Raw genomic sequence first — 25,591 nt, forward strand, 5'->3', positions numbered from 1 at the left:
GCCCGGCCAGGTACCCGGCGCGGCACGCCGAGGGGTCGTCGTCGGTGGCTGATCCCCCTGCGGCCACGGGGGCCGGAACACCCTGTCGAAACTACTCCGGCTCACCGCCCTGTCAAGCGGGAGCGATCAGACGAAGGTGTCGAACAGGGGCACTCCGGCCCGCACGGTCTGCAGGCACCGCGGTCGCGGCACGTCCGGCCCGAGCTCGGGCAACAGCGGCTGCCCCGCGCGCGCGTCCGTGCTCCACGACGACGTCGTGCGGCCCAGCGCGCCCTGCACCACGAGGTGCTCGCCGCGCCACACCGCGAGGTGCGCGGGCGCCCCCACGCGCAGCTGCCCGGCGCCGGTGTGGTCGAGCCCGGCGATGCGCCACCCGCCGCGCGTGTGCGCACGGAACGCGGCACGGGCCGAGATCTGCTGGTCCGGGTCGACGTGCGACATCGCGGCGAGCACGCCCGCCCACGGGTCGATCCGCGTCACCGGCGCGTCCGACCCGAACGCCAGCGGCACGCCCGCACCCGCGAGGTCGGCGAAGGGGCTCAGGCCCTGCGCCCGCATCGCCCCCACGCGCGCGGCGTACATGCCGTCGGGGCCGCCCCACGCGGCGTCGAACGCGGGCTGGATGCTCAGGCTCACCCCGTACAGCAGGAGCGTGGCGAGCGCGGTCGCGTCGACGAACAGCGCGTGCTCGACCCGGTGCCGCGCCGCACGCACCGCGCTCTGCCCGTGCGCCTCGGCCGCGAGGCCGAGCCCGCGCACGAGCTCGTCCATCGCACGGTCCCCGATGACGTGGAACCCGCCCTGCGTGCCGGCCGCCGCGACCGCGGACAGGTGGTCCGCGATCTGCTCCGCCGTGAGGTACAGGTTCCCGCGGTCGCCACGGTCCGGCCCGTCCTGGTAGGGCAGCCGCATCGCCGCGGTGCGGGACCCGATCGACCCGTCGACGTTGAGGTCGCCCGCGATGCCCGCGAGGCTGGGCACGTCCGCGAGGAGCGCGCGGGCGTCGTCGGCCGTGGCGCACAGCTCGCCCCGGTACCCCACGACGTGCGGCAGGCCCGACGACGCGTCCGCCGTGAGGGCGAGGATCTCCCGCAGCCCGGCGCGCGTGTCGATGTGCGGGGCGCTCATCTCGTGCACCGACACCACGCCCTGCTCGGCCGCGGCCCGCAGCGCCGTGCGGTACAGGTCCGTGCGCCGCGCCGGGGACACCGCCCGGGCGACGTCGCGCGCGACGTGGTGCGCCTCCCCCGCGACCCAGCCCGACTCGTCCCACCCGGGCCGCGTCTCGAGCGCGCAGCGGCGCGCGAGCGTCGTGGACACCACTGCGGAGTGCACGTCGACCCGCGCCGCGTACACCGCACGGCCGCCCGCCGCGGAGTCGAGCTCCTCGCGCGTCGGGGGCCGCCCCTCGGGCCAGGACCGCTCGTCCCACCCGAACGCGAGCACGACGTCGTCCTCGTGCGCGCCGGCCGCGGCCTTCGCGACGGCGTCGAGCGCTGCCGCGAGCGACGTCACGCCGGCGCTCGCGGACAGGTCGACGCCCGCGAGGGCGAGTCCGACCTCGAACAGGTGGACGTGGGCGTCGACGAACCCGGGGGCGACGAGCGCCCCGTCGAGGTCGATGACGCGGTCGGCGCGGGCGGCGAGCCCGTCGGCCGTGTCGTCGGCGCCGATCCAGGCGATGACGCCGTCGTCGACGAGGAGCGCTTCCGCGAACGGGTCGGCCGGGGAGTGGATCACGCCGCCGCGGTACAGGGTTGAGGCCACAGTCCTTCACGATACCGCCACAACCCGTTGTGCTTCACCGCCCGGTGGCGGCGTCGGCGCAGGTCGGGGCGCGTGTCGTGCACGTCACGCCGGCCGGTCCCTGCGCCGACTCTCTGAGCCAGCCTCTGAGCCGACCCCGCGCCCCGGCGGACGGGGGTGCCGCCGGGGCGGGGGCGCTCAGACGCTGGAGTAGGCGACGACGCCGCGGCGCAGGCGGTCGATCGCCTGGCGTGCGGTGCGGCGGACCTCGGGGGTGGGGGCGGCGCCCGCGACCTGGTCGAGGACGTCGATGACCTGCTTGCACCAGCGCACGAAGTCGCCGGCCGCGATCTCGGAGCCGCGCAGCACGGCGTCGAGGCTGCGCCCGACGGCCCAGCGGTGCACGGCGGTGACGAGGCCCTCGTCGAGCGGGCCGGTCGCGTCGATGTCGTGCTCGTCCTCGAGGTCGTCGACCTCGGACCACACGCGTGTGGTGGCCTCGAGCGCGCGCGCCAGCCTGCCCTGGGGGCCGCCGGGGACGTCGGGCTCGCCGTGGTCCTCGCGGCGCCCGGCGTAGACGCATGTGGACACGACGGCGGCCAGGGCGGGGGCGTCGAGGTCCTCCCACACGCCGCGGCGCAGGCACTCGGCCAGGAGCAGGTCGTTCTCGGCGTAGAGGCGGCGCAGCCACTGCCCGTCGGGCGTGACCTGCAGCCCGGTGCGCGCGGCCTCGCGGGCGGCGCGACCGGTGGGCGGGCCGCCGGGGGTCTCCTCCTCGTCGAGGGCGTCCTCGAGCGGTGCGGCCGGGTCCTGCGCGGGCTCGGTGGGCGCGAGGTAGCCGAGCGTGACGAGGACGTCGCAGATGCGGTCGAAGACGCGCGCGATGGAGCCGGTGCGGCCCTCGACGCGCCGTACGAGCTGGTCGTGCTCCTTCTTCAGCCGCGCCCACCGCTCGGCCCAGCGGGCGTGGTCCTCCCGGTCGGGGCAGTCGTGGCACGGGTGGGCGCGCAGCTGGGCGCGCAGGCGCGCGAGCTGGGCGTCGTCGGTCGCGCCGGACCGGGTGCGGGTGGTGCGGCCGGGGCGCGTGCCCGGCTCGTCGAGCGCGCCGAGTGCGTTGCGCAGGGTGGACGCGAGGTCGCGCCGCTGGGCGGGCACGCGCGCGTTGAACGTCTTGGGGATGCGCACGCGCGCGACGGTGCGGATCCCGCCGGGTGCGTCGGCGACGGTGAGCTTCTTGACCTGGCGGTCCTGCGTCAGGACGGTGGGGCGCGGGCCGTCGAACCCGGCGCCCTCCCCCGGGTCGAGCACGACGACGTAGCCCGCGCGCCGCCCGGACGGCACCTCGACGACGTCCCCGGGCCGCAGGCGCTCGAACGCGGCGACGACCTCGGCGCGGCGCGACCGGCTCGCGGCGCGCGACAGGTCGCCCTCGCGCGCGGTGATGCGCCGCCTCAGCGCCGCGTACTCGGCGAAGTCGCCGCGGTCGCACGTCATCGCCTGCGCGTACCCGTCGAGGGCCTCGGCGTGCGCCTGCGCCTGCTTGGCCAGGCCGACGACGCCCCGGTCGGCCTGGAACTGCGCGAACGACGTCTCCAGGACCTCGCGCGCCCGGTCGCGCCCGACCTGCGCGACGAGGTTGACCGCCATGTTGTACGTGGGCCGGAAGCTCGAGCGCAGCGGGTACAGGCGCTTGGACGCCAGGCCCGCGAGGTGCACCGGGTCCAGGCCCGCGTGGTCGACGACGACGGCGTGCCCTTCGACGTCGATGCCGCGCCGCCCGGCGCGCCCGGTGAGCTGGGTGTACTCCCCCGGGGTGACGTCGACGTGCGCGGTGCCGTCCCACTTGACGAGCTTCTCCAGCGCGACGGACCGGGCGGGCATGTTGATGCCGAGCGCGAGGGTCTCGGTGGCGAACACGACCTTGATGAGGCCGCGGCTGAACAGCTCCTCGACCGTCTCCTTGAACACGGGCAGCAGGCCCGCGTGGTGGGCCGCGATGCCGCGCGCGAGGGACTCCGTCCACGTCCAGTACCCGAGGACCTCCAGGTCCTCGGTGGGGATGGTCGCGGTGCGTTCCTCCGCGACGCGCCGGATCTCGGCCTCCTCCGCGGGTGACGTCAGGCGCAGGCCGGCGGTGAGGCACTGCTGCACGGCGCCCTCGCACCCGGCGCGGGAGAAGATGAAGTAGATCGCGGGCAGCAGCCCGTCCGCGTCGAGCGCGTCCACGACGGCGAACCGGGCGGGGGTGCGTCGCCCGACGACGGACCGGTCCGGGCCCGGGCGACGCCCGCCGCGGCCGCGGTACCCGCGGTCGCCGGACCCTCGCCGTCCGCCCGGCCCGGGCCCGCCGGTGCGGGGCGCGGTGCGGAACGCGGCGAGCAGGTCGGGGTTGATGGGCGGGTTCACGCCCGGGTCGGTGGGGTCCACCGTCCCGGCGTACAGGTCGAGCAGGTCCGCGCCGGGCGCGCGCCCGCCGCCCGCGTGCGCGACCCCGGCCGTGGGGTTCGCGGACGCGACGAGGACGTGCTGCCACAGCGGCACGGGTCGGCGCTCGCTGACGACGACGGTCGTGTCGCCGCGCACCATCTCCAGCCAGTCGCCGAACTCCTCCGCGTTGGACACGGTCGCGGACAGGGACACGAGCTGCACGTCGTCGGGCAGGTGGATGATCACTTCTTCCCACACGGGCCCGCGGAACCGGTCGGCGAGGTAGTGCACCTCGTCCATGACGACGTACGCGAGCCCGTCCAGGGTGCGCGACCCCGCGTAGAGCATGTTGCGCAGCACCTCGGTCGTCATGACGACGACGGGCGCCTCCCCGTTGATCGTCGTGTCACCGGTGAGCAGGCCCACGGCGTCGGCGCCGTGGCGGCGCACGAGGTCGGCGTACTTCTGGTTGGACAGCGCCTTGATGGGGGTGGTGTAGAACGCCTTGCGCCCGCTCGCGAGGGCGAGGTGGACCGCGAACTCGCCCACGACCGTCTTCCCGGCGCCCGTGGGTGCGGCGACGAGCACGCCGCGGCCCTCCTCGAGCGCCTCGCACGCGCGCACCTGGAAGTCGTCGAGGGGGAAGTCGAGCACCTGCCGGAAGTCCGCGAGCCGCGTGCGGGACGCCGCCTGGCGGGCCCGGGACGCGGCGTAGCGGGCGGCGGGCGATTCGTCGGCCGTCATGCCGTCAGCCTACGGTCCGCCGCCCACCTCGCCGGTCGAGAGCCCCCTGCTCAGCGGGCGGCGTCGTCGAGCACGCGCAGCGCGCCGGGGACGACGTCGACGCGCAGCGGCAGCGGGCCGAGGTGCTCCCCGTCGGCGAACGCGTGCGGCGGCACGGCGCCTGCTGTGGTCGGCTCGACCGTGACCGACGTCGCGCGCACGGTCCCGACCGCGCGGTGGGCGAGGTGGCGCCCCGCGTACATGCCGGGGAAGACGCGCGCGGCGCCCCACCGCCCGAGCGGGCCCGCGACGACGACGTCCAGCAGGCCGTCGTCGGGCGTGGCGTCGGGCGCGACGCGGACACCGCCGCCGAAGCGGGGGCTGTTCGCGACGGCGACGAGCGCGCCCGGCGACTCCCACACGAACGCCCGCCCGTCCGGGCCGTCGGCCGCGTCGGGGTGCTGCGCGGCGTCGGGCGCGGGCAGCAGGGGCGCCCCGGCGAGGACGTCCGGCACGTCGTCGCCCGCGGGCACGCCGCGCACCGTGACGCGGTACCCGTAGGGCCGGTAGCGGGTGATCTCGGTCAGGGCGGAGCGCGCGTACCGGGACCGTCCGCGCGGCCAGGTCGCCGCGTTGGCGTGCGCGTTCACCGCGGCGTCGATCCCGGCGGACAGCACGCCCGCGTACCAGCGCGCGACGGGCACGTGCTCGCCCGCGACCCGGGCGGCGTCGACCACGCGCACGCGCGCCCCGGCGCTCGCGGCGGGCCCGAGCGCGCCCAGGAGGGCGTCGACGCAGCGGTCGGGGCGGCCGGTGGGCAGGTCGAGGGCGTGGGCGAAGTCGTTGCCGGTCCCCACGGCGACGATGCCGAGCGGCACGCCGGTGCCCGCGGTGGCGTTGACGCCGAGGTGCACCATGCCGTCGCCGCCGACGACGACGAGCGCGTCCACGCCCGGTGTCGCGCCGGTGCCGCGGACGGCGGCGTCGGCGGACTCCTGCGCGAGGGGCAGGCTGGGGGCGCTGAGGTCGAGGACGTCGCGCCCGGCCGCGGTGAGCGCCTCGGCGGTGCGTGCGCCTGCGGTGCGGCCCCGCCCGCGCCCGGCCGTCGGGTTGACGACGAGCGCGACCGTGCTCACGCGCGGCCCCCGCGCCCGGTGGGGCGCGGCCGGGGCGTGGTGCTCACAGGGCGAGCCGTGCGGCGTCGCGCTGGTCGACGCGCCGGTCGTGCAGGACGGAGATCCCGTAGGCGAGGAAGTACAGGGCGCAGATGGGCAGCGCGACGCAGAACATGGTCAGCACGTCGGGCGTGGGCGTCATGATCGCGGCGAACAGGAACGAGATCAGCACGGCCCAGCGCCACCCCGCGAGCCACGTCGCGGCGCGCACCACGCCCATCGTGTTAAGCGCGACCATGATCACGGGCACGAGGAAAGCGATGCCGAACGCGAGCATGAGGCGCATGACGAACCCGAGGTACATCTGGGCGTTGATGAGGTTCGCGCTGCCGTCGGGCACGAACTCGTTAAGGAGCGCGACCGCGCGCGGCAGCATCACCCACGCGAGCGCGACGCCGGCGAGGAACAGCGGGACGGCGGCGCCGATGAACCCGAACGCGTACCGCTTCTCCTTGGACGTCAGGCCGGGCGTGATGAACGCGAAGAGCTGGTACAGCCACCACGGGCTCGACAGCAGGACGCCGAGGAACAGGGAGACCTTGACCTTCATGTCGATGGCCGTGGCGACGCCCTCGAAGTTCAGTCCCGTCAGGACGTCGCGGCGCTCGGCTGCGTCGACGAGCGGCTGCTGCAGGGCCTGCAGCACCGGCTCGTACACGATCCACCCGACGACGGCACCCAGGACGATGCCGATCGCGGCGAGGAAGAGGCGCTTGCGGATCTCGACGAGATGCTCGCGCAGGGGCATGCGCCCCTCGGGGTCGCGGGGAGTGCGGGACACCGACTACGCCTTGGGGGTGTCGTCCTGCGTGGACGACGCCGTGCCCCCCGTCACGCTCGTCGCACCCGTGCCCGTCGCGCCGGTGGTGGTGCCGGTGCTCGTCGTCGCGGTGGTGCCCGACGGCGTCGTGGTCGTCGTCGTGTCGTCGTCCTCGCGCAGGTCCTTGACCTCCTTCTTGAAGATCTTCAGCGACTGGCCGACGGAGCGCGCCATGTCGGGGAGCCGCTTCGACCCGAAGAGCAGCAGGACCAGGAGGATGAGGACGACGATCGTCGCGGGGTGACGAAGGATGTTCACGGCGGGAACCTACTACCTACTCGTGGGCGGCCAGGGGCGACGTTGCTCTTCGCGCCATCATAGGTCACGGTCCCTGCGCCCCGAGGCGTCGTCCGACCGCGCCGCGCACGGTCGCGACGGGTGCGCGTCAGGCGTTGAACCGCCGCCAGCGGGACCACACCTGCTCGTCGCGGCGGCGGCGCTGCACGCGCCGCTCCTCGCGGTCCGCGCGCAGCACGTCCACCCGGGCGCGCAGCTCGACCGGGTCGTCGAACAGCGTCGGCGCGGTCGAGGGCTGCGCCTCCTGCTGGGCGCGCGCCAGCTCGTCCGCCCGCGCACCGAGGTCCGCCGCGACCTGCGACGCGCGCGACAGCTCGCGCCCCAGGCCCTTGACGGAGCGCCACAGGCGCCGCGCGAGAAAGAACGCGCCCACGAGCGTGCCCACGACGAGCAGCGTCCAGACCCAGAACCACATGCCGCCCACCCTAACCAGCAGCGCGGTCGTGGCCCGACGGGTCGCCACCCGGGACGTCGGCGGGCAGGTGGGCGTACGCGGCCAGGGCGGCGCTCGCGGCCTCGCGCACGTCCTGCGCGACGGCGGCCGGCTCGACGGCCAGGACGTGACGGGCACGCTCGGTGAGGAGCTGGCGCAGCCACACCGGGTTGGTGACGCGCAGCCGCACCTCGAACGCGCCGCCCGGCAGGTTGCGCACCGACTCCACAGGGACCTGCTCGGCCACGGCGCGCGCGGGGCTGGCGAACGTGATGGTCGCGAGGGGCGCGTCGCCGGTGGGCGTGAAGTCCACGTCGGGGTCGACGTCGTGCCCCTCGACGGCCTGGTCGAGCTCGGTCGCGGTGAGGATGCGGTCGACGCGGAACGTGCGCCGCCCCTGGGCGCGGTGGCACCACGCGAGCAGGTACGCGTGCTCGTCCTGCGTGTGCAGGGACACGGGGTCGACCTCGCGCTCGGACTCCTCGTCCGCGGCCGTGACGTACCGGATGCGCAGCCGGTGGCCCGCGACGAGCGCGCTCGTGATCGCCGCGACCACGCGCGGGTCGCCCTCGGGTGCGAGCTGCACGTCGAGCGCCGCCGCGGCCTCGCCCGTCGCGTCGGTCAGCTTGCGCAGCACCGACTCCACGACGCCTGCACGCTCCGGGTCGGCCTGCACCGCCGCCGTCTCGCGCATCGCGCGCAGCGCCGCGATGAGCGCGACCGCCTCGCGTGTGCCGAGCCGCAGCGGACGGGTCATGCCGCGGGCCTCGGTGAGGCGCACCACGCCGCGCTCGATCGAGTCCGCGTCGAAGTCGATGAGGTCGTCGGGCCAGTACCCGGGCGTGCCCGACACCCACAGGGCGTCGACGTCGTCCAGGACCTGGCGCTCGCTGACGCCGAAGTGCCTTGCGAGCTCGCCCACCGGCACCGGGCCCGCCCCGTCGAGGTACGCCACGATGCCCAGCAGGCGCACCAGCCGGTCGTCCGCGCGCTCAGCCACGCTCCACCTCCGCCTGTCCGCCGCCGTCGGCGGGGCCCGTCGCCAGTCCCGCCGCGTCGCGCAGCCGCCGCACGACCGCCTCGCGCAGGTCCGGCGGGCCCAGCACCAGCACCGCGTCCCCGTACCCCACGACCTCGTCCGCCATCGCGTACCGCACGTCGTACGCCACCTCGATCACGTCGCGGCCCGCGCCGTCGCCCGCGCGCGCGTCGGGCACCGAGCCCACGACCGTGCCGCGCGCCCGCAGCGCCCCCGCACGCTCGGGCACCACCGCGAGGCGCGCCAGCCCGCCCGCGTCGCGCGTGCCGAGCGCCGCGTCCACGTCCACGTGCGCCGGCACCTCGAACGCGTCGCGCGGCCCCGACGCCCGCACCCGACCCTCCACCCGGCTCAGCCGGTACGACCGCGGCGCGCCCCGGTCCAGGTCCAGGCCCACCAGGTACCAGCCGCCGCGCCGCGCCGCGATGCGCCACGGCTGCACCCGGCGCGGCCGCACCTCGCCCGTGCTCGCCGCCCGGTACGTGAACGACACCACGCGCCGCGCCGAGATCGCGTCCATGAGCGTCGCGTACGCGTCCCCCACCGCCCGCACCCGCGGCGCCAGACCCGCCACGACGTCCATCGCGGTCTCCCCCGCCCCGGCCGCCCGCAGCTTCGTCAGCGCCCGGGAGATGTCCGTCCGCAGCGTCTTGTCCTGCCAGAACTGCGCCGCCAGCGCCAGCACACCCAGCTCCGCCGGCGTCAGGTCCACCGCAGGCAGCGCGTACGCGTCCTGGTCGATCCGGTACCCCACCTCGTCCGCGTGCCCGCCCGCGTCCACCGTGACGATCGGGATACCGAGGTCGCGCAACGTGTCCTTGTCCCGCTCGAACATCCGTTCGAACGCGTCGGGCGAGGGGGCGTCCCCGTACCCCGCCACGCTCGACCGGATCTGCTGCTTCGTCATCGACGCGTTCGTGTTCACCAACGCGATCACCAGGTTCAGCAGACGCGCCGCAGGGTTCGTCGACGAACCCCCCGACGACGACGCGACGGAGGGCGCGGAGGCAGCAGTGGGCTCGGACATCGGCACCACGCTAGTCGGTCGATAGGGTGTGCCGCGTGATCACGTGGCGGACCGCGACCGTGGTGTCGCACGCGAAGGCCTGGACCGGAGCCCAAGAGCTCAACGTCAAGCTCCACACACCCCTGCCCGGACGGCCCGACGACCCCCACGCCACCGTGCGCGCCCTCGCCTACACCCAGCTCGTCGGCACCCCCCACCCCGGCGACCACGTCCTCCTCAACGTCTCCGCCCTCGCCCGCGGCCTCGGCACCGGCGGCTACGCCCTCGTCGTCGGCCCCGCCCAGCCCGCCACCCCCCTCCCGCCCGACCCCACACCCGGCCCCGGCCACCTCGTCAAGGCCCGCTACACCTCCCTGCAAGCCCTCGTCCTCGGCGTCGACGAGCAGGAGTCCCCCCACCACGACACCCTGCGCGACGCCGACGACCTCGCCGACACCCCCGTCGTCGTCGCCGACCTCCACTCCGCCCTGCCCGCCGTCGTCGCCGGCGCCCGCCACGCCGCGGCGCTCGCAGGCCGCCCCACCCCCCGCATCGCCTACGTCATGACCGACGGCGGCGCCCTGCCCGCCGCGTTCTCCCGCACCATCGCCACCCTGCGCGACACCGGCTGGATCGACACCTGCATCACCGTCGGCCAAGCCTTCGGCGGCGACCTCGAAGCCGTCACCGTCCACACCGGCCTCCTCGCCGCCCACCACGTCACCGGCGCCGACCTCGTCGTCGTCGCCCAAGGACCCGGCAACCTCGGCACCGGCACCCGCTGGGGCTTCTCCGGCGTCGCCGCCGGAGAAGCCCTCAACGCCGTCGCCACCCTCCGCGGCCGACCCGTCGCCTCCCTGCGCGTCTCCGGCGCCGACCCCCGAGACCGCCACCTCGGCATCTCCCACCACTCCCTCACCGCCTACGGCCGCGTCGCCCTCGCCCCCAGCGACCTCCCCCTGCCCGTCCCCACCCCCGACATCGAGAACCTCCCCGGCTGGGGCCCCGACCTCACCGCCCGCATCACCCACCAGGCCCACGCGCTCGCCGCCCCCACCGGCCGCCACCACCCCGTCCACGTCCCCGCCGGACCCGACCTCCTCCACGCCCTGCACGACACCCCCGTCCGCCTGTCCACCATGGGCCGCGGACTCGACACCGACCCCGCCGCCTTCCTCACCGCCGCCGTCGCCGGCGCCCACGCCGAGTCCCTCAGACCCGCATGACCACCACGCAGGGGGACCACGACCACCGCCGGCCCGGCCCGGCCCGCTTCACCGCCGTCACCGCCCTGGCGCTCGCGGCCGTCCTCGCCGCCGCGACCAGCGCCCCCTGGAGCTGGGACGCACCCACCTGGCTCAGCGACCTCGCCCGCGACCCCACCGGCCCGCCGCCCGAGAACGTGCCCCAGGAAGCACCCACCGCACCGCAAGAGCTCGAGATCCCCCTCGACGCGACCGGCATGTCCTTCGACACCTACCTCCTGTGGCTCCTCGGCGCCGTCGTCCTCGTGGTCCTCGCCGTCCTCGCACGCCGCCACCTCCCACGGCTCCTCGTCCGACGACGCCACCGCGACCTCCTCCTCGCCCCACCCGGCGACACCGCGCTCCTCGCGCAGGACCAGGGCGTCCCCGAGCTCCGCGACGCCGTCGACCGCGTCCGCGCCCACCTGCGAACCCCCGACGCCGACCCCCACGACGCCGTCGTCGCCGCCTGGGTCGCCCTCGAGCACGCCGCCGCCCGCGCCGGCACCCGACGCGACCCCGCCCAGACCCCCACCGAGTTCACCACCGCCGTCCTCACCAGCACACCCGCCGACCCCCACGCCGTCGCCACCCTGCGCCGCCTCTACCACCGCGCACGCTTCGGCGAGAACCCCCTCGGCACCACCGACCTCGACGCCGCCCGCCACGCCCTCACCCGCATCGCGACCGACCTCGGCGCCCCACCCGACACCGCCGCCCCCACCGACCACCGAGCACGACCGTGAACCCCCGCGCACACCGGACCCGCCTCCGCCCCACCGACCGGACCACCCTGCGCACCGCCGCCACCGTCGTCGGGCTCGGCATCCTCCTCACCACCCTCGGCGCCTCCCCCGCCCACACCCTCACCCTCACCGCCCTCGGCATCGCCGCCACCCTGCTCCGGCACCGCACCGGCTACGCCGGCGACACCGTCTGGCCCCACCTCCCCACCCTCCGACGCGACGGCAACCGACGCGACGTCTCCGACCTCGGCTGGTCCGTCCTCGGACGCGACGGACGCGTCACCCCCTCCGCAGCACGCCGCATGCGCCACCTCACCGACCAGACCCTCGACCGACACGGCACCGGACCCCTCCACGACCCCACGGCAGCACCCGACATCGCCCGCCTCCTCGGCCCCCGCGTCGCCCGCACCACCCACGACCTCACCACCACCGGACGCCTCCCCACCCCCGCCGAGCTGCGCGCCTGGCTCACCGCCCTCGACCGCCTGCCCACCACCGCGGACCGCCCCGACGAAGGGACACCCCGATGACCAGCCACCCCGGCACCACGCCGCCCGCGACCCTCGACGTCCCCACCGTCGCCGCGCACGGCCACGCCGTCCTCGACGAGGTCGCCACCGCCGTCGTCGGAGCCCGCGAACCCCTCACCCTGGCGCTCGCGGCCGTCCTCGCCGGGGGCCACGTCCTGTTCGAGGACGTGCCGGGGCTCGGCAAGACCCTCGCCGCACGCAGCCTCGCGCGCGCCCTCGGTCTCGACTTCACGCGCCTGCAGTGCACGCCCGACCTGCTGCCCTCGGACGTCACCGGCTCCTCCATGTACGACCCCGCGACCCGGACCTTCGAGTTCCGGCCCGGGCCCGTGTTCACCGGGCTCCTGCTCGCCGACGAGATCAACCGCACCGCGCCCAAGACCCAGTCCGCGCTGCTCGAGTCCATGGCCGAGCATCAGGTCACCGTCGAGGGCACCACCTACCCGCTGCCCCGGCCCTTCCACGTCGTCGCGACGTCGAACCCCGTCGAGCACGAGGGCACCTACCCGCTCCCGGAGGCCCAGCTCGACCGCTTCATGGTCCGGCTGTCCGTCGGGTACCCGGGCCGCGACGAGGAGCGCGAGGTCCTCGCTCGCCGCATCGCACGCCGGCACGACGACCCCGTCGTGCGCCAGGTGGTCGACCGCGACACCGTCCTCGCCATGCAGGCCGCCGTCGAGCAGGTCGACGTCCACCCCGACGTCCTCGCCTACTGCGTCGACCTCGCCGCCGCGACCCGCACCCACCGCGACCTCGAGGTCGGCGCGTCGCCCCGCGGTTCCCAGAACCTCGCGCTCCTCGCGCGCGGCGTCGCCGTGCTCGACGGGCGCGACGTCGTGCTCCCCGAGGACGTCAAGCGCGTCGCCGTCCCCGTCCTCGCGCACCGCCTCACCCTCACGCCCGGCGCCTGGGCCGCCGACCTGCGCCCCGAGGCGCTCGTCGACGACCTCCTGCGCACCGTCCCCGGACCCGCCACCGTCGGCCGGGCCGCATGACCGGCCCCGGGACGCCGGACCCCGACGCGCCTCCGCCGTGGCGCACCACCGTCCACCTCGGTGCCGGCCTCCTCCTGGGCACCACGCTCCTCGCGCTCGGCGTCCTCACGCGCCGACCCGACGTGGCGCTCCTCGGCGTCGCGCCCCTCCTCGCCGCGGTCTGGGGCTGGACCCACCGGCCGCGAGGGCCGGTCACGCTCCGCGTCGCCCTCGACCCCGCCGCGGTTCCCGGCACCGTCACCGCGCGCACGCACGCCCACGTCCCTCCGGGCGTCGAGCTGCTGCGCCTGCGCGGCGTCGCCCCCGGCGGCCTCGTCACCGAACGCCTCGTCGACGTCACGCGCGGCTCGCGCGACCTCGCCTGGCACGCCCCGTCGGTCCGCACCGGCCCGACCGACACCCTGCGCGTCGACCTCGCCGCCTACGGGCCCGACGGCGTCGAGGAGCAGCCTCCGCACGTCGCCGCCGGACCGCGGCGCCTCGTCCTGCCCCGCGCCACGCCGCTCGGCCGCACGCCCCTGTCCTCCCGCCTGCGCGGGCTCTCCGGCCCCCGCACCTCCCGCCGGCCCGGAGACGGCACCGAGCTCCGCGACGTCGACGCGTACCGCCCCGGCGACCGCCTGCGCCGCATCGACTGGCGCGCCACGGCCCGTCGCGCACCCGACCTCGACACCCTGTACGTCCGCCGCACCTACGGCACCGCCGAGGCCACCGTCGTCCTCGTCGTCGACTCCCGGGACGACGTCGCCCCCGACCTCGCCACCTGGAACGGCGTCGGCGAGCAGCGCCCCGACGAGCCCACGTCCCTCGACCTCGCACGGCACGCCGCCGCGTCCGTCGCGCACGCCGTCCTCGCCGACGGCGACCGAGTCGCCCTGGACGACCTCGGTCGCCTCGCCCGACCCGTCCGCGCCGGCGGCGGACGACGCCACCTGCGCCGCATCCTCCACGGGCTCGCCCTCGCCCGGCCCGTCGGCGACCCCACCGCGCGCCACCGGCCGCCCCAGGTCGCGGCCGGCGCCGCCGTCTACCTCTTCTCCACCCTCCTCGACGACGAAGCGCCCCGGCTCGCCCACCAGTGGCACGACACGGGCCACGTGGTCGTCGTCGTCGACGTCCTCCCGCCCGTGAACGCCGCCGACGTCGACGAGCACGTCGCCGTCGCCTGGCGCATCACCCGCCACGAGCGCGACGCCCGCATCCACGAGCTGCGCAGGAGGGGCGTCACCGTCGTCCGCTGGTACGACGGCACCCCCGACGCCGACGGCGCCCGCAGCGCGCTCGAGCTCGCCGCACGACGCCTCGACCGGCACCCCGCGGGCGCGACCCCGGGCGGTCGACCATGAGGATGCCCGCACGCCGCGAGACCGTCACCGCCGGGCCGCCGCCCGGGCTCGTCGTCGAGACGGGCCCCACGTTCCCCGCGTGGACGGCGCGCGCCGCCCTGCTCCTCCTCGCGACCGGGTTCGCGGCCGCCGCCCTCCAGACGACCGGGCTCGCCCCGTCCTTGGTGTGGGGCGTCGCCGTCGGCCTCGGCATCCTCACCGCGTACCTTCCCGCCCCGCCCGTGCCCCACCTCCTCGTCCTCGTCGGCGGCGTCGTGCTCCTCGTGGACGGCACCGGGCCCTTCGACCCCGCCGTCCTCGCCCTCCTCCCGCTCGGGCACCTCGTGCTCCGCGCCGCATGGTGGAGCGATCACGTACCGCCCGGAGCGCGCGCCGAGCTGCGCGCCCTCGCGCCCGACCTGCGCCGCGTCGTCGTGCTCCAGGCCGCGCTGCTCGTCGTCGCGCTCGCCGTGCGGTCGGTCGCGCTGGCCGACGTCTCGTCCGCGGTCGCGGCGGCGCTCGGCGGCCTCGCCGTGCTCGGCGTCGTCCTGCTCGTGCGACCGCGGGACTGAGCACTCGTCCTGCGAGGACCGCGCCCCGGCACCACGATGGACGCAGACGGCACCCGCGCCGTCGACCCGCCGCCCGTCCCGGCGCGCGTCACCGACCCCGAGGAGGCAACCCATGGCTGCTCGTTCCGACCTGCCGAAGTACACGGTCCCGTCGCTCACCCCTGAGGAAGGGGCCCAGGTCGCCGGGATCCTCCAGGAGCGGCTGCACGCGCTCAACGACCTGCAGCTCACGCTCAAGCACATCCACTGGAACGTCGTCGGCCCGCACTTCATCGCGGTCCACGAGATGATCGACCCGCAGGTCGACGCCGTCCGCGCGATGGTCGACGCGACCGCCGAGCGCATCGCGACCCTCGGCGTCTCCCCGCAGGGCACGCCCGGCGCGCTCGTCGCCGCCCGCACCTGGGAGGACTACTCCCTGGGCCGCGCCTCGACGATCGCGCACCTCGGCGCCCTCGACGAGGTGTACGTCGGCGTCATCACGGCCCACCGCGAGGCGGCGGCCGCGACCGAGGAGCTCGACGACGTCACGAACGACCTGCTCATCGGGCACCTGCACGACCTCGAGCTCTTCCACTGGTTCGTCCGCGCGCACCTCGAGTCGACGGGCGGCGACCTCTCCACCGAGGGCGCGCGCACCGAGGCCGGCGCCGCGCGCAAGGCCGAGGAGGCAGCGGCCGGTCAGCCCTGACTCCGCTCCCCTCCACCGCCGTCGTCCCGACGGCGACCGGGCCCCGCCACGCGAGTCGTGGCGGGGCCCTTGCTTTTCGGGGCCGGTTGGTGAGGTTTCCGCTCGGGGTGTGGATGGTATGCGTGCGCTTGGCACACTATTTATTTCGAGAGGAGCGTAGGGTCTCGGCATGACCGATCCGCACGCCGCACCGCCGCCCGTCCGCCAGCTCCGGCTCGTCGTCGAGGCGGAGGACTACGACGCCGCCCTCGCGTTCTACCGCGACGTCCTGGGCCTCCCCCAGCAGATCGCCTACGCGGACGGCGAGGACGACCGGGTGGCGATCCTCGACGTCGGGCGCGCGACGCTCGAGATCGCCTCCCCCGGGCACGTGCGGGCGATCGACGACCTGGAGGTCGGGCGTCGCGTCGCGGGGCACCTCCGCGTCGCGCTCGAGGTGGACGACGCCGAGGGCGCGACCGACCGGGCCGTCGGCGCCGGGGCGTCGCTCGTCGCCCCGCCGACGCTCACGCCCTGGGGCTCGCTCAACTCACGCCTCGACGCCCCCGCCGGCCTCCACCTCACGCTGTTCCAGGAGCTCGGCGGCGAGGAGGGCGTCCCGCCCGGCGTCGTCGCCGAGACCGGGCCCGGCGACGATCCCGCTCCCCGCCGGGGCTGACGCCTCGACCCACGCCCGCCGGACCTGCTCGAAGCGCGTCGGGAGCGGCGCCCGCACGGCCCCGTAGCGCGCGTTCGTGCGGTGCACGAACCGCCGCCACGACAGCACGAGGCCCTGCTTCGTGATGGGCAGGCCGCTGGACACCGTGACGCCGTTGTCGTGCGTGTGGTGGACCGTGAGCAGCAGCGCACGCGGCACCGACCCCTCGAGGTCCGCCGCGAGCACCTCCCGCACCGCCATCCAGCGACGCAGCACGACGACGACGCTCGCGCTCAGCACGTGCTCGCGCACCGTGCGGTGCTTGCCGTGCGTGAGCACGACCCTCCCCTCCCCCGCGCGCTCCGTCGCCGGGCCGAGGTCGATCGCGTCGACGGTGCAGCGCAGCAGGTCGCCGTAGCGCGCGCCCGTGGCGCGCGTGAGGCCGGCGATCACCGCGAGGCGCACGGTCTCCGGCTTCGCGGCCTCGACCATCGCCTCCGTCGCCAGCAGGCGCCACACCCACTCGGCCTCGTCGAGCGTGACGGTGGGGCGCGGGTATCGGGACGCGGCGCCGGTGCCGGTGCTGGCGTCGGCGGTCGCGCGGCCCGCCGTGTCCGGGCTGGTGGGTGACGTGGCGTCGTCGGGCATGGGTGGACCCTACCGCTTGGCACACTTTTTGCGTCGAGAGCGACTGGCGGGCGTGTCGCCGCCAGGCCTGCCGGGCTCCCTGACCACCGAATTGAATACGTATGCAGAATGCTGCATACTCGTGCCCATGTCCAAGGTTCTCACCTCCCTGCCCGTGGGAGAGCGCGTCGGGATCGCGTTCTCCGGGGGCCTCGACACGTCTGTCGCCGTCGCGTGGATGCGCGACAAGGGCGCGGTGCCGTGCACCTACACCGCCGACATCGGCCAGTACGACGAGCCCGACATCGGCTCCGTGCCCGGTCGCGCGACCGCCTACGGCGCCGAGATCGCGCGCCTCGTGGACTGCCGCGCCGCGCTCGTCGAGGAGGGTCTGGCCGCGCTCGCGTGCGGCGCGTTCCACATCCGCTCCGGCGGACGCGCGTACTTCAACACCACTCCCCTGGGCCGCGCGGTCACGGGCACGCTCCTCGTCCGCGCGATGCAGGAGGACGACGTCCAGATCTGGGGCGACGGGTCGACCTTCAAGGGCAACGACATCGAGCGGTTCTACCGCTACGGGCTGCTCGCCAACCCGCACCTGCGCATCTACAAGCCGTGGCTCGACGCGGACTTCGTCGCGGAGCTCGGCGGGCGCAAGGAGATGTCCGAGTGGCTGCTGGCCCACGACCTGCCGTACCGGGACAGCACCGAGAAGGCGTACTCCACGGACGCGAACATCTGGGGCGCGACGCACGAGGCGAAGACGCTCGAGCACCTCGACACCGGCATCGAGACCGTCGACCCGATCATGGGCGTGCGGTTCTGGGACCCGGCGGTCGAGATCGCGACCGAGGACGTGACGATCGGCTTCGTCCAGGGCCGTCCGGTGACGATCAACGGGGAGGAGTTCGAGTCGGCCGTCGCGCTGGTCCAGGAGGCCAACGCGATCGGCGGCCGTCACGGGCTCGGCATGTCCGACCAGATCGAGAACCGCATCATCGAGGCCAAGAGCCGCGGCATCTACGAGGCCCCCGGCATGGCGCTCCTGCACGCCGCGTACGAGCGCCTGGTCAACGCGATCCACAACGAGGACACCCTCGCGCAGTACCACACGGAGGGCCGCCGCCTCGGCCGCCTCATGTACGAGGGCCGGTGGCTCGACCCGCAGGCGCTCATGATCCGCGAGTCGCTCCAGCGCTGGGTCAGCACGGCCGTCACCGGCGAGGTCACGCTGCGCCTGCGCCGCGGCGAGGACTACTCGATCCTCGACACCACCGGGCCTGCTTTCAGCTACCACCCGGACAAGCTGTCGATGGAGCGCACCGAGGACTCCGCGTTCGGCCCGATGGACCGGATCGGCCAGCTCACCATGCGCAACCTCGACATCGCCGACTCGCGGGCCAAGCTCGAGCAGTACGCCGGCATCGGGATCGTCGGCACCACGCACGCCGCGCTCATCGGCGCCGTGCAGGCCTCCACCGAGCTCATCGGCGCGATGCCCGAGGGCGGCGCCGAGGTCATCGCGTCGCGCGGCATGGCCGAGGGCGACGACGCGCTCCTCGACCGCGCCGCGATGGAGTCCGGCACGGACTGACCGCAACGACGCCCGTCGACGGCGCCCGGGTCGACGACCGACCCGGGCGCCGTCGCGGCTAGGCTCGCAGGGTGAGCGCGGGCACCGGGGAGCTGTGGGGGACGATCGCCGGACCCGTCGACCACGAGCTGGTCGTCAAGAAGTCCCGCTTCCTCGCGCACCTCTCCCCCGTCCCGTCCGTCGCCGCAGCCGACGCCGTCGTCGCGCGCGTGCGCAAGGAGCACTGGGACGCGCGCCACCACTGCGTCGCGCTCGTCGTCGGCCCGCACGCCGACCAGCAGCGCTCCACCGACGACGGCGAGCCCTCCGGCACCGCGGGCATCCCCATGCTCGAGGTGCTGCGGCACCGGCACGTGACCGACGTCGTCGCCGTCGTCACGCGGTACTTCGGCGGCGTCCTGCTCGGCGCGGGCGGCCTCGTGCGCGCCTACTCGAGCGCGGTGAGCGAGGCGCTCGACCTCGCGCGACCCGTGCGCCGCGCCGTGCTCACCGCGGTGCACGTCGACGTCCCCCACGCCGACGCCGGGCGGCTCCACGGCGTCCTGCGCGACTGGTGCGACCACCACGACGGCACGCTCGAGGGCGTCGACTACGGCACGACGGCCGCGTTCACCGTCCTCGTCCCCCCGGCCGAGCTCGACCGGTTCGACGCCGACCTCGCCGCCGCGTCGTCCGGCGCCCTCGTCGCGCGCCGGGGCGACAGCCGCGTCGTCGACGTCCCCGCCTGACCGCGCCCGCACAGGAACCCCGCACACCGCGAGGTAGAGCCGTAGTCGCGCGAGGTAGAGCCGTGGTCGCACGAAGTAGAGGCCCGGACACGCGAAGGAGAGCCGTCGTCGCGTGACGCAGAGCTGCTCGCAGGTCGATGCTTGCTCGCTCGACCCGTCGGTGCAGGCGACCACGACAAGCCGGGCCGCCACCGCCGTCGGGCCGAGAGGCGAGGCGAGGGCAGCGCACCCGCCCGGCGCCTGCAGTGCCCGGCCGACCACGCCTCTGCCCCGGCGGACCAGGCCTCTACCTCGGCCGACTACGCCTCTACCCCGCCGGACCAGGCCTCTACTTCGGCCGACTACGCCTCTGCCCCGGCGGACCACGCCTCTACCTCGGCCGACCCGGGCTCTCCCTCGGCCGACCCGGGCTCTGCCTCCGCGTCAGGCGCTGACGCCGTCCGGGCCGACGACGGCGCCGTCGGGAACGCGGGCGGAGCCGCCCGGGTCGGCGAGCTCGGCCTCGCCGGTGACCGTGACGCCGGAGCCGAAGGTCCAGTCCCCGCGCACCGTGAGCGAGCGGGCCGCGCGCAGGGACGGGGTGCCGTCGTCGAACCGGGCGTCGAACGCGGCGATGGTCTTGTAGCGGGCCGGGTCGAGGTCCACGAACGGCGCGTCGGTGCGCGCGACGAACCGGTAGGCGTCGTCGAGGTCGTAGACGTCGGAGCGGAGCACGAGGAGGTCGTTCGTCGTCTTCACCGGCAGGAACCGGTCGCGGCCGACCTCGATCGCGACGGCGCCGTCGAACACCTCGACCGCGGCTCCCATGGCGGACTCGATCTGCACGACCTCGGGCGACGACGGGTCGGTCGGGTCGACGGTCTTGGTGTTCTTGATGAGCGGGAGCTCGAGCACCCCGCCGGTGCGGTCGAGCTCGGCCGACAGCGCCTCGAGGTCGAACCACAGGTTGTTGGTGTTGAAGTACCGGTGCCGGCCGATGTCGGCGGCGGCGTCCTGGTCGTCGGCCGGGGTCTGCGCCGTCTCGCGCAGGACGAGGCGCCCGTCGCTGCGGCGCACGACGAGGTGGCCGCCCTTGCGGTCCGCGGGAGTGCGGCGTGCGACCTCGGCGGCGAACGGCGCCCCGCTCGCGGCGAACCACCCGGCCATCGCGGCGTCGGGCGCGGCGCCGAGGTTGTCGGAGTTCGAGACGCTCGCGTAGCGGTACCCGGCGTCGAGCAGCGCGCGCAGCGCGCCGGACGCGTAGAGGGCGGTGTACAGGTCGCCGTGGCCGGGCGGGCACCACTCCAGCTCCGGGTCGGCGGGCCAGTCGACGGGCGTGAGGTCGCTCGCGAGGAGCTTGGGCTCGCGGTTCTGCAGGAAGTCGAGCGGGAGGTCGCCGACGGCGAGGTCGTCGTGCGGGGCGAGCGCGGCGAGCGTGTCGGCCTGTGTGCGGAACGAGTTCATGAGCAGCAGCGGCAGCGGCGCCCCGGTCGCGCGCCGCGCGGCGCGCACCTGCGCGACGATGACGTCGAGGAAGGTCAGCGGCCCGCCGTCGGGGTGCTGGGGGTCGGCGTCGCGCACGGTGAGGAGCGACTTGGCGCGGTCCATGCCCATCGACGTCCCGAGGCCGCCGTTGAGCTTGATGACCGCCGTGCGGCGCAGCGCCTCGCGGGCGGCGTCCTCAGGCACCTCGAGCTCGTCGCGGTGCGTGACGTCGGTGAGCGGCTCGACGTCGGCCTCGGGGATCATGCCGGTCGCGCCGGACTCGAGGAGCCGGTAGAACCGGGCGAAGACGTCGATGGCGGCGGGCGCGACGCCCGCGTCGCGCATGCGGTCGGTGGACTGGCTCAGGCCCTGGCTGCTCATGCCCCGATGGTAGGGGCGCGACGCGGTCGTGGCCCGGCGCGGGGACGGCCGGACCACGGGTGAGACAGGGCTCACAGCCCTACCGTGGGCACATGGCGGACGTCCTGCCCGACGACGTGGCGACCTGGCTCGGGTCGTGGTTCTGGGCGCCCGGCTACGACGTCGCGCGCGAGGTGCTGCAGCGCGGCACGGCGGCGGTCCTCGTCGTCGCGTTCCTCGTCGTCGTGCGGCAGTGGCGCCCGCTGCTGGGCGAGCGTGGGCTGCTGCCCGCCGCGACGTTCGTGGCGCGCACGACGTGGCGCGACGCCCCGAGCGTGCTCCGGTGGCGGTGCTCGGACCGGTTCGTGATCGCGCTCGCGTGGGGCGGGGCGGGGCTGGCGGCGCTCCTCGTCGTGGGGGTCCCGCAGCGCGGGCCGTGGTGGCTGACGACGCTCGCCTTCCTCGTGCTGTGGGCCGTCTACCTGTCGGTGGTGAACGTCGGGCAGCGGTTCTACGGGTTCGGCTGGGAGTCGCTCCTGTGCGAGCTGACGTTCCTCGTGGGGTGGCTGGGCTCGTCCGGCGAGGGCGCCCCTCCCCCGCTGCTCGTCCTGCTCCTCGCCCGCTGGTGCCTGTTCCGGGTCGAGCTCGGCGCGGGACTCATCAAGCTCCGCGGGGACCGCGCGTGGCGCGACCTCACGGCCCTGGAATACCACCACGAGACGCAGCCCCTCCCCGGCCCGTTCTCGTGGCACGCGCACCACCTGCCGCGGTGGTGGCACCGCGTCGAGGTGGCGGGCAACCACGTGACGCAGCTCGTCGTGCCGTTCGCGCTCTTCGCGCCGCAGCCGGTCGCGAGCGTCGCGGGCGGGGTCGTGGTGCTCACGCAGGCGTGGCTGCTCGTGACGGGGAACTTCGCGTGGCTGAACTGGCTGACGATCGTGCTCGGGCTCGGCGTCGTGAGCGACGGCGCGTGGGCCGCCGTCGGGTCGTGGCTCGTGCCCGCGCTCGGCCGCGGCGAGGATCCGGTGCCCGACGGCGCCGCCGCCCTGGGCGGCCCGGTCACCCTCGTCGTGGCCGTGCTCGCGGTGTCGGCGCTCCTGCTCGACCTCGGCGTGCGCCCGGCGCGGAACCTCGTCGCGCGCCGGCAGCTCATGAACGCGAGCTTCGAGCCGTTCCGCCTCGTCAACGCGTACGGCGCGTTCGGCTCGGTCTCGCGGCGCCGCGACGAGGTCGTCGTGGAGGGGACGACGGCCCGCTCCCCCGGTCCCGACGACTGGGTCGAGTACGCGTTCCGCGGCAAGCCGGGCGACGTGGCCCGCCGTCCGCCGCAGGTCGCGCCCTACCACCTGCGGCTGGACTGGCAGATGTGGTTCCTCGCGCTCGGGTCGCCCGGCACGCGGTGGTTCGAGGTGCTGCTGCTCCGGCTCCTGGAGGCCGACCGCCCGACCCTGCGCCTGCTCGCGGCGGACCCGTTCGCCGACGATCCCGACGGCCCCGCCCCGCGCTGGGTGCGGGCCCGCGTCTTCCGTTACCGGTACACGACGCGCGCCGAGCGGCGACGCACCGGCGACTGGTGGGTGCGCGAGGAGCGCGGGGCGCTCGTCGACCCGGTCGACCGCGAGCGGCTGCGGCTGCTCCTGGGCCCGCGGGCGTGAGCAACTGGTGGCGCGGCCGGACCCCGCGCGCGTCGCCCGTGGACGCCCGGCAGGGTCCTACTCGAAGCGGGACGGGTCGCCCGCGCCGACGCGCACGACCTCGGGGGCGCCGTCGGAGAAGTCGACGACCGTCGTCGGCGCGCTGCCCCGCTCGCCGCCGTCCACGACCGCGTCGACGACGTGGTCGAGCTCCTCCTTGATGGCCCAGCCGTCGGTGAGCGCCTCGGTCGAGCCCGGGAGGATGAGCGAGCTCGACAGGATCGGCTCCCCGAGCGCGGCGACGATGGCCTGGGCGACGGTGTCCTCGGGGATGCGGACGCCCACGGTCTTCTTCTTCGGGTGCGCGAGGCGGCGCGGGACCTCGGACGTCGCGCGCAGGATGAACGTGTACGGGCCCGGGGTGGCGGCCTTGATCGACCGGAACGCCGCGTTGTCGACCATGACGAAGTGGCCGAGCTGGGCGAAGTCGGCGCACACGAGCGTGAAGTGGTGCCGGTCGTCGAGGTGGCGGATGCGGCGGATGCGGTCGGCGCCCTCGCGGTCGTCCATGCGGCAGCCGAGCGCGTAGCCGGAGTCGGTCGGGTAGGCCACGAGGCCGCCGTCCTCGAGGAGGGCGACGACCTGCGCGATCGCGCGCGGCTGCGGGTTGTCGGGGTGCACGTCGAGGTAGCGGGCCATGGGGCGAGCCTAGGCCCGGGGCCGCGGTCCGGCCGCCGGGACCGCCGTCGTCGCACGCCCCGGCCCGAGGCGGCTACCGGGGCAGGTGCGCGAAGACGCGGCGCAGCTCCGCCGGGCTCGCGTTCCCGCCCGAGCAGACGACGCCGACGCGGCGCCCGGCGAACCGGGCGGGGTCGGCGAGGACGGCGGCGAGGGCGGCCGCGCCCGCGCCCTCGGCGACGCTCCGCGCCGCGGTGAGGTAGAGCGCGGCGGCGCGGTCGATCGTGTCGTCGTCGACGAGGACGAAGTCGTCGAGGTGCTCGCGCAGGACGGCCTGGGTGAGCGCGAAGCCGGTGCCGGTGGCGAGGCCCTCGGCGCGCGAGGTGTTGGGCCGGGCGACGAGGTCGCGCGCGCGCCACGAGTCGTGCGCGGCGGGCGACGCGGCGGACTGCACGGCGACCACCTCGAGCCCGGGGGCGAGCGCCTGGGCGACGAGGCAGGCCGCGGCCGCGCCGCTCCCCCCGCCCACGGGGACGACGAGCACGTCGAGGTCCGGCGCGTCGGCGAGGAGCTCGAGGTACGCCGTCGCGACCCCCGCGATGAGGAGCGGCTCGTTCGCCGCGCTGACGAGCCGGGACCCGTCCTCGGCCGCGAGCGCCGTGGCGTGCTCGCGGGCGTCGTCGAAGGTGGTGCCGGTGAGGACGAGGCGGGCGCCGAGGTCGCGGACGGCGTCGGCCTTGGTGGGGTTGGGGTGGGTGGGCATGACGATGGTGCAGGGGGTGGCGGTGGTGCGGGCTGCGTGGGCGACGGCCTGGGCGTGGTTGCCGGTGGAGAAGGCGGTGACGCCGTGGGTGCGTTCGTCGGGGGTGAGGCGCAGGAGGAGGTTGAGGGCGCCGCGGACCTTGAAGGCTCCGGTGGGCTGGTGGTTCTCGTGCTTGACGACGACGTGGGTGCCGGTGGCGCGGTCGAGCGCGGGGTAGCTGCGGGTGGGGGTGGGCTGGAGGTGGGTGGCGAGGAGGCGGCGGGCGTCGAGGACGTCGCGCATCGTGGGCGGGGCGAGGTCTGCGGGGGGCATGGGTCCACGGTGCCGCGAGGCGTCTCATCGGTCCAATGCCTGTTCTGTGGCGACCGATCGACGGGATCTATGCTTCGCGCAGGAGGGTGTGGACGTGGACCTGACGCGGTTGCGAGTGCTGGCGGCGGTGGCGCGCGAGGGCTCGGTGACGGGGGCGGCGCGTGCGCTGCACTATGCGCAGCCGTCGGTGAGCCATCATCTGGCGCGCCTGGAGGCGGAGGTGGGGGTGCCGCTGACGGAGCGGCACGGCCGGGGCGTGCGGCTGACGGCGGCGGGTCGGCTGCTCGCGGCGCGGGCGGAGGAGATCCTGGGGCGCGTGGGCGCGGCGCGCGAGGAGCTGGACGCCCTGGTGTCGTTGTCGGCGGGTCGGGTGCGTCTGGCGGCGTTCCCGTCGGCGTTGGCGACGCTGGTGCCCGACGTCGTGGGTCGCCTGGCGCGCGAGCACCCGGGTCTGGGCGTGGGGCTCGTGGAGGCGGAGCCGCCGGAGGCTCTGGACGCGGTGCGGCGCGGTGCGGTGGACGTGGCGCTGGTGTTCGAGCACGACCGGTCGCCGCTGGACGTGGAGGGGCTGCGCGTGGTGCCGGTGCTCGCGGAGGAGCTGTTCCTCGTGCGGGCGGGGTCCGGTCCGCAGCCGCGCACGGACCCCGGGAGGGACTCCGCCACGGACGAGGCCGCGGCGTCGTCAGGGGAGGTGGACCTCGCGCCGCTCGCGGACGCGGCGTGGATCGCGGGCTGCGAGCGGTGCCGGGCGGACCTGGTGGGGCGGTGCGAGCGGGCGGGGTTCACGCCGCGCGTCGCGTTCGAGACGGACGACTACGTCGCGGTGCAGGCGCTCGTGGCGTCGGGCGTGGGGGTGTCGCTGCTGCCTGCGCTGGCGCTGCGGGCGCACCGGGACCCCCGGGTGACGGTGCGGGCGCTGCCGGGGGCGGCGCGGCGCGTGCTCGCGGTCACGTACGGGGAGCGTCCGTCCCCGGGTGCGGCGGCGGTGGTGGAGGGTCTGGTGCGCGCGGCGGACTGACGCC

23 protein-coding genes are annotated in these 25,591 nt (G+C 75.7%); 12 read left to right on the forward strand and 11 right to left on the reverse strand.

Features of this window, described 5'->3' with window-relative positions; all coding sequences use genetic code 11:
• Positions 1–126: 126 nt before the first annotated feature.
• The 8 genes from BJP59_RS08025 to BJP59_RS08060 all read right to left on the reverse strand — a co-directional run bounded on the left by BJP59_RS08025 (position 127) and on the right by BJP59_RS08060 (position 9,687).
• Positions 127–1,767, reverse strand: coding sequence for an amidohydrolase (locus BJP59_RS08025; RefSeq protein WP_194522645.1), 1,641 nt, complete (start codon positions 1,765–1,767; stop codon positions 127–129).
• Positions 1,768–1,944: 177 nt separating this feature from the next.
• Complete coding sequence (locus BJP59_RS08030; protein WP_194522646.1) at positions 1,945–4,917, reverse strand: DEAD/DEAH box helicase; 2,973 nt, start codon at positions 4,915–4,917, stop codon at positions 1,945–1,947.
• 50 nt (positions 4,918–4,967) lie between these two features.
• The gene (locus BJP59_RS08035) at positions 4,968–6,032 is read right to left on the reverse strand and encodes a diacylglycerol/lipid kinase family protein (RefSeq protein ID WP_194522647.1); all 1,065 of its coding nucleotides are present in this window, start codon (positions 6,030–6,032) and stop codon (positions 4,968–4,970) included.
• A gap of 43 nt (positions 6,033–6,075) precedes the next feature.
• Entirely contained in the window at positions 6,076–6,819 is a 744-nt protein-coding gene (tatC, locus tag BJP59_RS08040) for a twin-arginine translocase subunit TatC (RefSeq protein WP_074806442.1), read from the reverse strand.
• Positions 6,820–6,855: 36 nt separating this feature from the next.
• Positions 6,856–7,149, reverse strand: coding sequence for a Sec-independent protein translocase subunit TatA (tatA, locus tag BJP59_RS08045; RefSeq protein ID WP_043660072.1), 294 nt, complete (start codon positions 7,147–7,149; stop codon positions 6,856–6,858).
• 127 nt (positions 7,150–7,276) lie between these two features.
• Positions 7,277–7,603 (reverse strand): hypothetical protein, encoded by a 327-nt coding sequence (locus tag BJP59_RS08050; protein WP_076405032.1) that lies wholly within the window; start codon positions 7,601–7,603, stop codon positions 7,277–7,279.
• 10 nt (positions 7,604–7,613) lie between these two features.
• Positions 7,614–8,621, reverse strand: a complete 1,008-nt coding sequence (locus BJP59_RS08055) for a helix-turn-helix transcriptional regulator (protein ID WP_194522648.1) — start codon at positions 8,619–8,621, stop codon at positions 7,614–7,616.
• A complete protein-coding gene (locus BJP59_RS08060) occupies positions 8,614–9,687 on the reverse strand; it encodes a helix-turn-helix transcriptional regulator (protein WP_194522649.1) in 1,074 nt (357 codons plus the stop codon). Before BJP59_RS08060 ends, BJP59_RS08055 begins: the two co-directional genes overlap by 8 nt.
• Before the next feature lie 35 nt (positions 9,688–9,722).
• Here BJP59_RS08060 and BJP59_RS08065 point away from each other — a divergent pair, with 35 nt between their 5' ends.
• The 10 genes from BJP59_RS08065 to BJP59_RS08115 all read left to right on the forward strand — a co-directional run bounded on the left by BJP59_RS08065 (position 9,723) and on the right by BJP59_RS08115 (position 19,358).
• A complete protein-coding gene (locus BJP59_RS08065) occupies positions 9,723–10,892 on the forward strand; it encodes a DUF3866 family protein (RefSeq protein WP_194522650.1) in 1,170 nt (389 codons plus the stop codon).
• Complete coding sequence (locus tag BJP59_RS08070) at positions 10,889–11,656, forward strand: DUF4129 domain-containing protein (protein WP_194522651.1); 768 nt, start codon at positions 10,889–10,891, stop codon at positions 11,654–11,656. The genes BJP59_RS08065 and BJP59_RS08070 overlap by 4 nt, the downstream gene beginning before the upstream one ends.
• A complete protein-coding gene (locus tag BJP59_RS08075) occupies positions 11,653–12,189 on the forward strand; it encodes a hypothetical protein (RefSeq protein WP_194522652.1) in 537 nt (178 codons plus the stop codon). The genes BJP59_RS08070 and BJP59_RS08075 overlap by 4 nt, the downstream gene beginning before the upstream one ends.
• Positions 12,186–13,184 (forward strand): AAA family ATPase, encoded by a 999-nt coding sequence (locus BJP59_RS08080; RefSeq protein WP_194522653.1) that lies wholly within the window; start codon positions 12,186–12,188, stop codon positions 13,182–13,184. The genes BJP59_RS08075 and BJP59_RS08080 overlap by 4 nt, the downstream gene beginning before the upstream one ends.
• The gene (locus tag BJP59_RS08085) at positions 13,181–14,530 is read left to right on the forward strand and encodes a DUF58 domain-containing protein (RefSeq protein WP_194522654.1); all 1,350 of its coding nucleotides are present in this window, start codon (positions 13,181–13,183) and stop codon (positions 14,528–14,530) included. The genes BJP59_RS08080 and BJP59_RS08085 overlap by 4 nt, the downstream gene beginning before the upstream one ends.
• Positions 14,527–15,081 carry a hypothetical protein gene (locus BJP59_RS08090; protein WP_194522655.1) on the forward strand — a complete coding sequence of 185 codons (555 nt, stop codon included), beginning with the start codon at positions 14,527–14,529 and terminating at the stop codon, positions 15,079–15,081. The genes BJP59_RS08085 and BJP59_RS08090 overlap by 4 nt, the downstream gene beginning before the upstream one ends.
• 112 nt (positions 15,082–15,193) lie before the next feature.
• Complete coding sequence (locus BJP59_RS08095; protein WP_021483850.1) at positions 15,194–15,772, forward strand: Dps family protein; 579 nt, start codon at positions 15,194–15,196, stop codon at positions 15,770–15,772.
• 169 nt (positions 15,773–15,941) lie between these two features.
• Positions 15,942–16,430: a VOC family protein gene (locus BJP59_RS08100; protein WP_194522656.1), complete on the forward strand. Its 489-nt coding sequence runs from the start codon at positions 15,942–15,944 to the stop codon at positions 16,428–16,430.
• Between the two features lie 754 nt (positions 16,431–17,184).
• Entirely contained in the window at positions 17,185–18,630 is a 1,446-nt protein-coding gene (gene argG, locus BJP59_RS08110) for an argininosuccinate synthase (protein ID WP_085387943.1), read from the forward strand.
• Between the two features lie 71 nt (positions 18,631–18,701).
• Entirely contained in the window at positions 18,702–19,358 is a 657-nt protein-coding gene (locus tag BJP59_RS08115; protein ID WP_076404856.1) for a YigZ family protein, read from the forward strand.
• A 423-nt stretch (positions 19,359–19,781) separates the two neighbouring features.
• On the opposite strand, the gene BJP59_RS08120 is transcribed toward BJP59_RS08115, so the two are convergent.
• Complete coding sequence (locus BJP59_RS08120) at positions 19,782–21,203, reverse strand: UTP--glucose-1-phosphate uridylyltransferase (protein WP_194522657.1); 1,422 nt, start codon at positions 21,201–21,203, stop codon at positions 19,782–19,784.
• 92 nt (positions 21,204–21,295) lie between these two features.
• On the opposite strand from BJP59_RS08120, the gene BJP59_RS08125 reads away from it, so the two are divergent.
• Positions 21,296–22,837 (forward strand): lipase maturation factor family protein, encoded by a 1,542-nt coding sequence (locus BJP59_RS08125; RefSeq protein WP_194522658.1) that lies wholly within the window; start codon positions 21,296–21,298, stop codon positions 22,835–22,837.
• A 57-nt stretch (positions 22,838–22,894) separates the two neighbouring features.
• Here BJP59_RS08125 and BJP59_RS08130 read toward each other — a convergent pair whose 3' ends face one another.
• Positions 22,895–23,515, reverse strand: coding sequence for an L-threonylcarbamoyladenylate synthase (locus BJP59_RS08130; RefSeq protein WP_061268434.1), 621 nt, complete (start codon positions 23,513–23,515; stop codon positions 22,895–22,897).
• Positions 23,516–23,588: 73 nt separating this feature from the next.
• Positions 23,589–24,569 (reverse strand): threonine ammonia-lyase, encoded by a 981-nt coding sequence (locus BJP59_RS08135; RefSeq protein WP_194522659.1) that lies wholly within the window; start codon positions 24,567–24,569, stop codon positions 23,589–23,591.
• Between the two features lie 94 nt (positions 24,570–24,663).
• Here BJP59_RS08135 and BJP59_RS08140 point away from each other — a divergent pair, with 94 nt between their 5' ends.
• Positions 24,664–25,587: a LysR family transcriptional regulator gene (locus tag BJP59_RS08140; protein ID WP_228485339.1), complete on the forward strand. Its 924-nt coding sequence runs from the start codon at positions 24,664–24,666 to the stop codon at positions 25,585–25,587.
• The last annotated feature ends 4 nt before the right edge of the window (positions 25,588–25,591 follow it).

This window comes from Cellulosimicrobium sp. JZ28 (assembly GCF_015327065.1).
GTDB classification, from domain to species: domain Bacteria; phylum Actinomycetota; class Actinomycetes; order Actinomycetales; family Cellulomonadaceae; genus Cellulosimicrobium; species Cellulosimicrobium funkei.

Coding starts and splice junctions, on each gene's coding strand:
- BJP59_RS08050 (WP_076405032.1), bottom strand. CDS start 7,603: ATGTGGTTCTGGGTCTGGACGCTGCTCGTCGTGGGCACGCTCGTGGGC.
- BJP59_RS08080 (WP_194522653.1), top strand. CDS start 12,186: ATGACCAGCCACCCCGGCACCACGCCGCCCGCGACCCTCGACGTCCCC.
- BJP59_RS08125 (WP_194522658.1), top strand. CDS start 21,296: ATGGCGGACGTCCTGCCCGACGACGTGGCGACCTGGCTCGGGTCGTGG.
- argG (WP_085387943.1), top strand. CDS start 17,185: ATGTCCAAGGTTCTCACCTCCCTGCCCGTGGGAGAGCGCGTCGGGATC.
- BJP59_RS08090 (WP_194522655.1), top strand. CDS start 14,527: ATGAGGATGCCCGCACGCCGCGAGACCGTCACCGCCGGGCCGCCGCCC.
- tatC (WP_074806442.1), bottom strand. CDS start 6,819: ATGCCCCTGCGCGAGCATCTCGTCGAGATCCGCAAGCGCCTCTTCCTC.
- BJP59_RS08095 (WP_021483850.1), top strand. CDS start 15,194: ATGGCTGCTCGTTCCGACCTGCCGAAGTACACGGTCCCGTCGCTCACC.
- BJP59_RS08100 (WP_194522656.1), top strand. CDS start 15,942: ATGACCGATCCGCACGCCGCACCGCCGCCCGTCCGCCAGCTCCGGCTC.
- BJP59_RS08120 (WP_194522657.1), bottom strand. CDS start 21,203: ATGAGCAGCCAGGGCCTGAGCCAGTCCACCGACCGCATGCGCGACGCG.
- BJP59_RS08130 (WP_061268434.1), bottom strand. CDS start 23,515: ATGGCCCGCTACCTCGACGTGCACCCCGACAACCCGCAGCCGCGCGCG.
- BJP59_RS08135 (WP_194522659.1), bottom strand. CDS start 24,569: ATGCCCCCCGCAGACCTCGCCCCGCCCACGATGCGCGACGTCCTCGAC.
- BJP59_RS08060 (WP_194522649.1), bottom strand. CDS start 9,687: ATGTCCGAGCCCACTGCTGCCTCCGCGCCCTCCGTCGCGTCGTCGTCG.
- BJP59_RS08070 (WP_194522651.1), top strand. CDS start 10,889: ATGACCACCACGCAGGGGGACCACGACCACCGCCGGCCCGGCCCGGCC.
- BJP59_RS08030 (WP_194522646.1), bottom strand. CDS start 4,917: ATGACGGCCGACGAATCGCCCGCCGCCCGCTACGCCGCGTCCCGGGCC.
- BJP59_RS08085 (WP_194522654.1), top strand. CDS start 13,181: ATGACCGGCCCCGGGACGCCGGACCCCGACGCGCCTCCGCCGTGGCGC.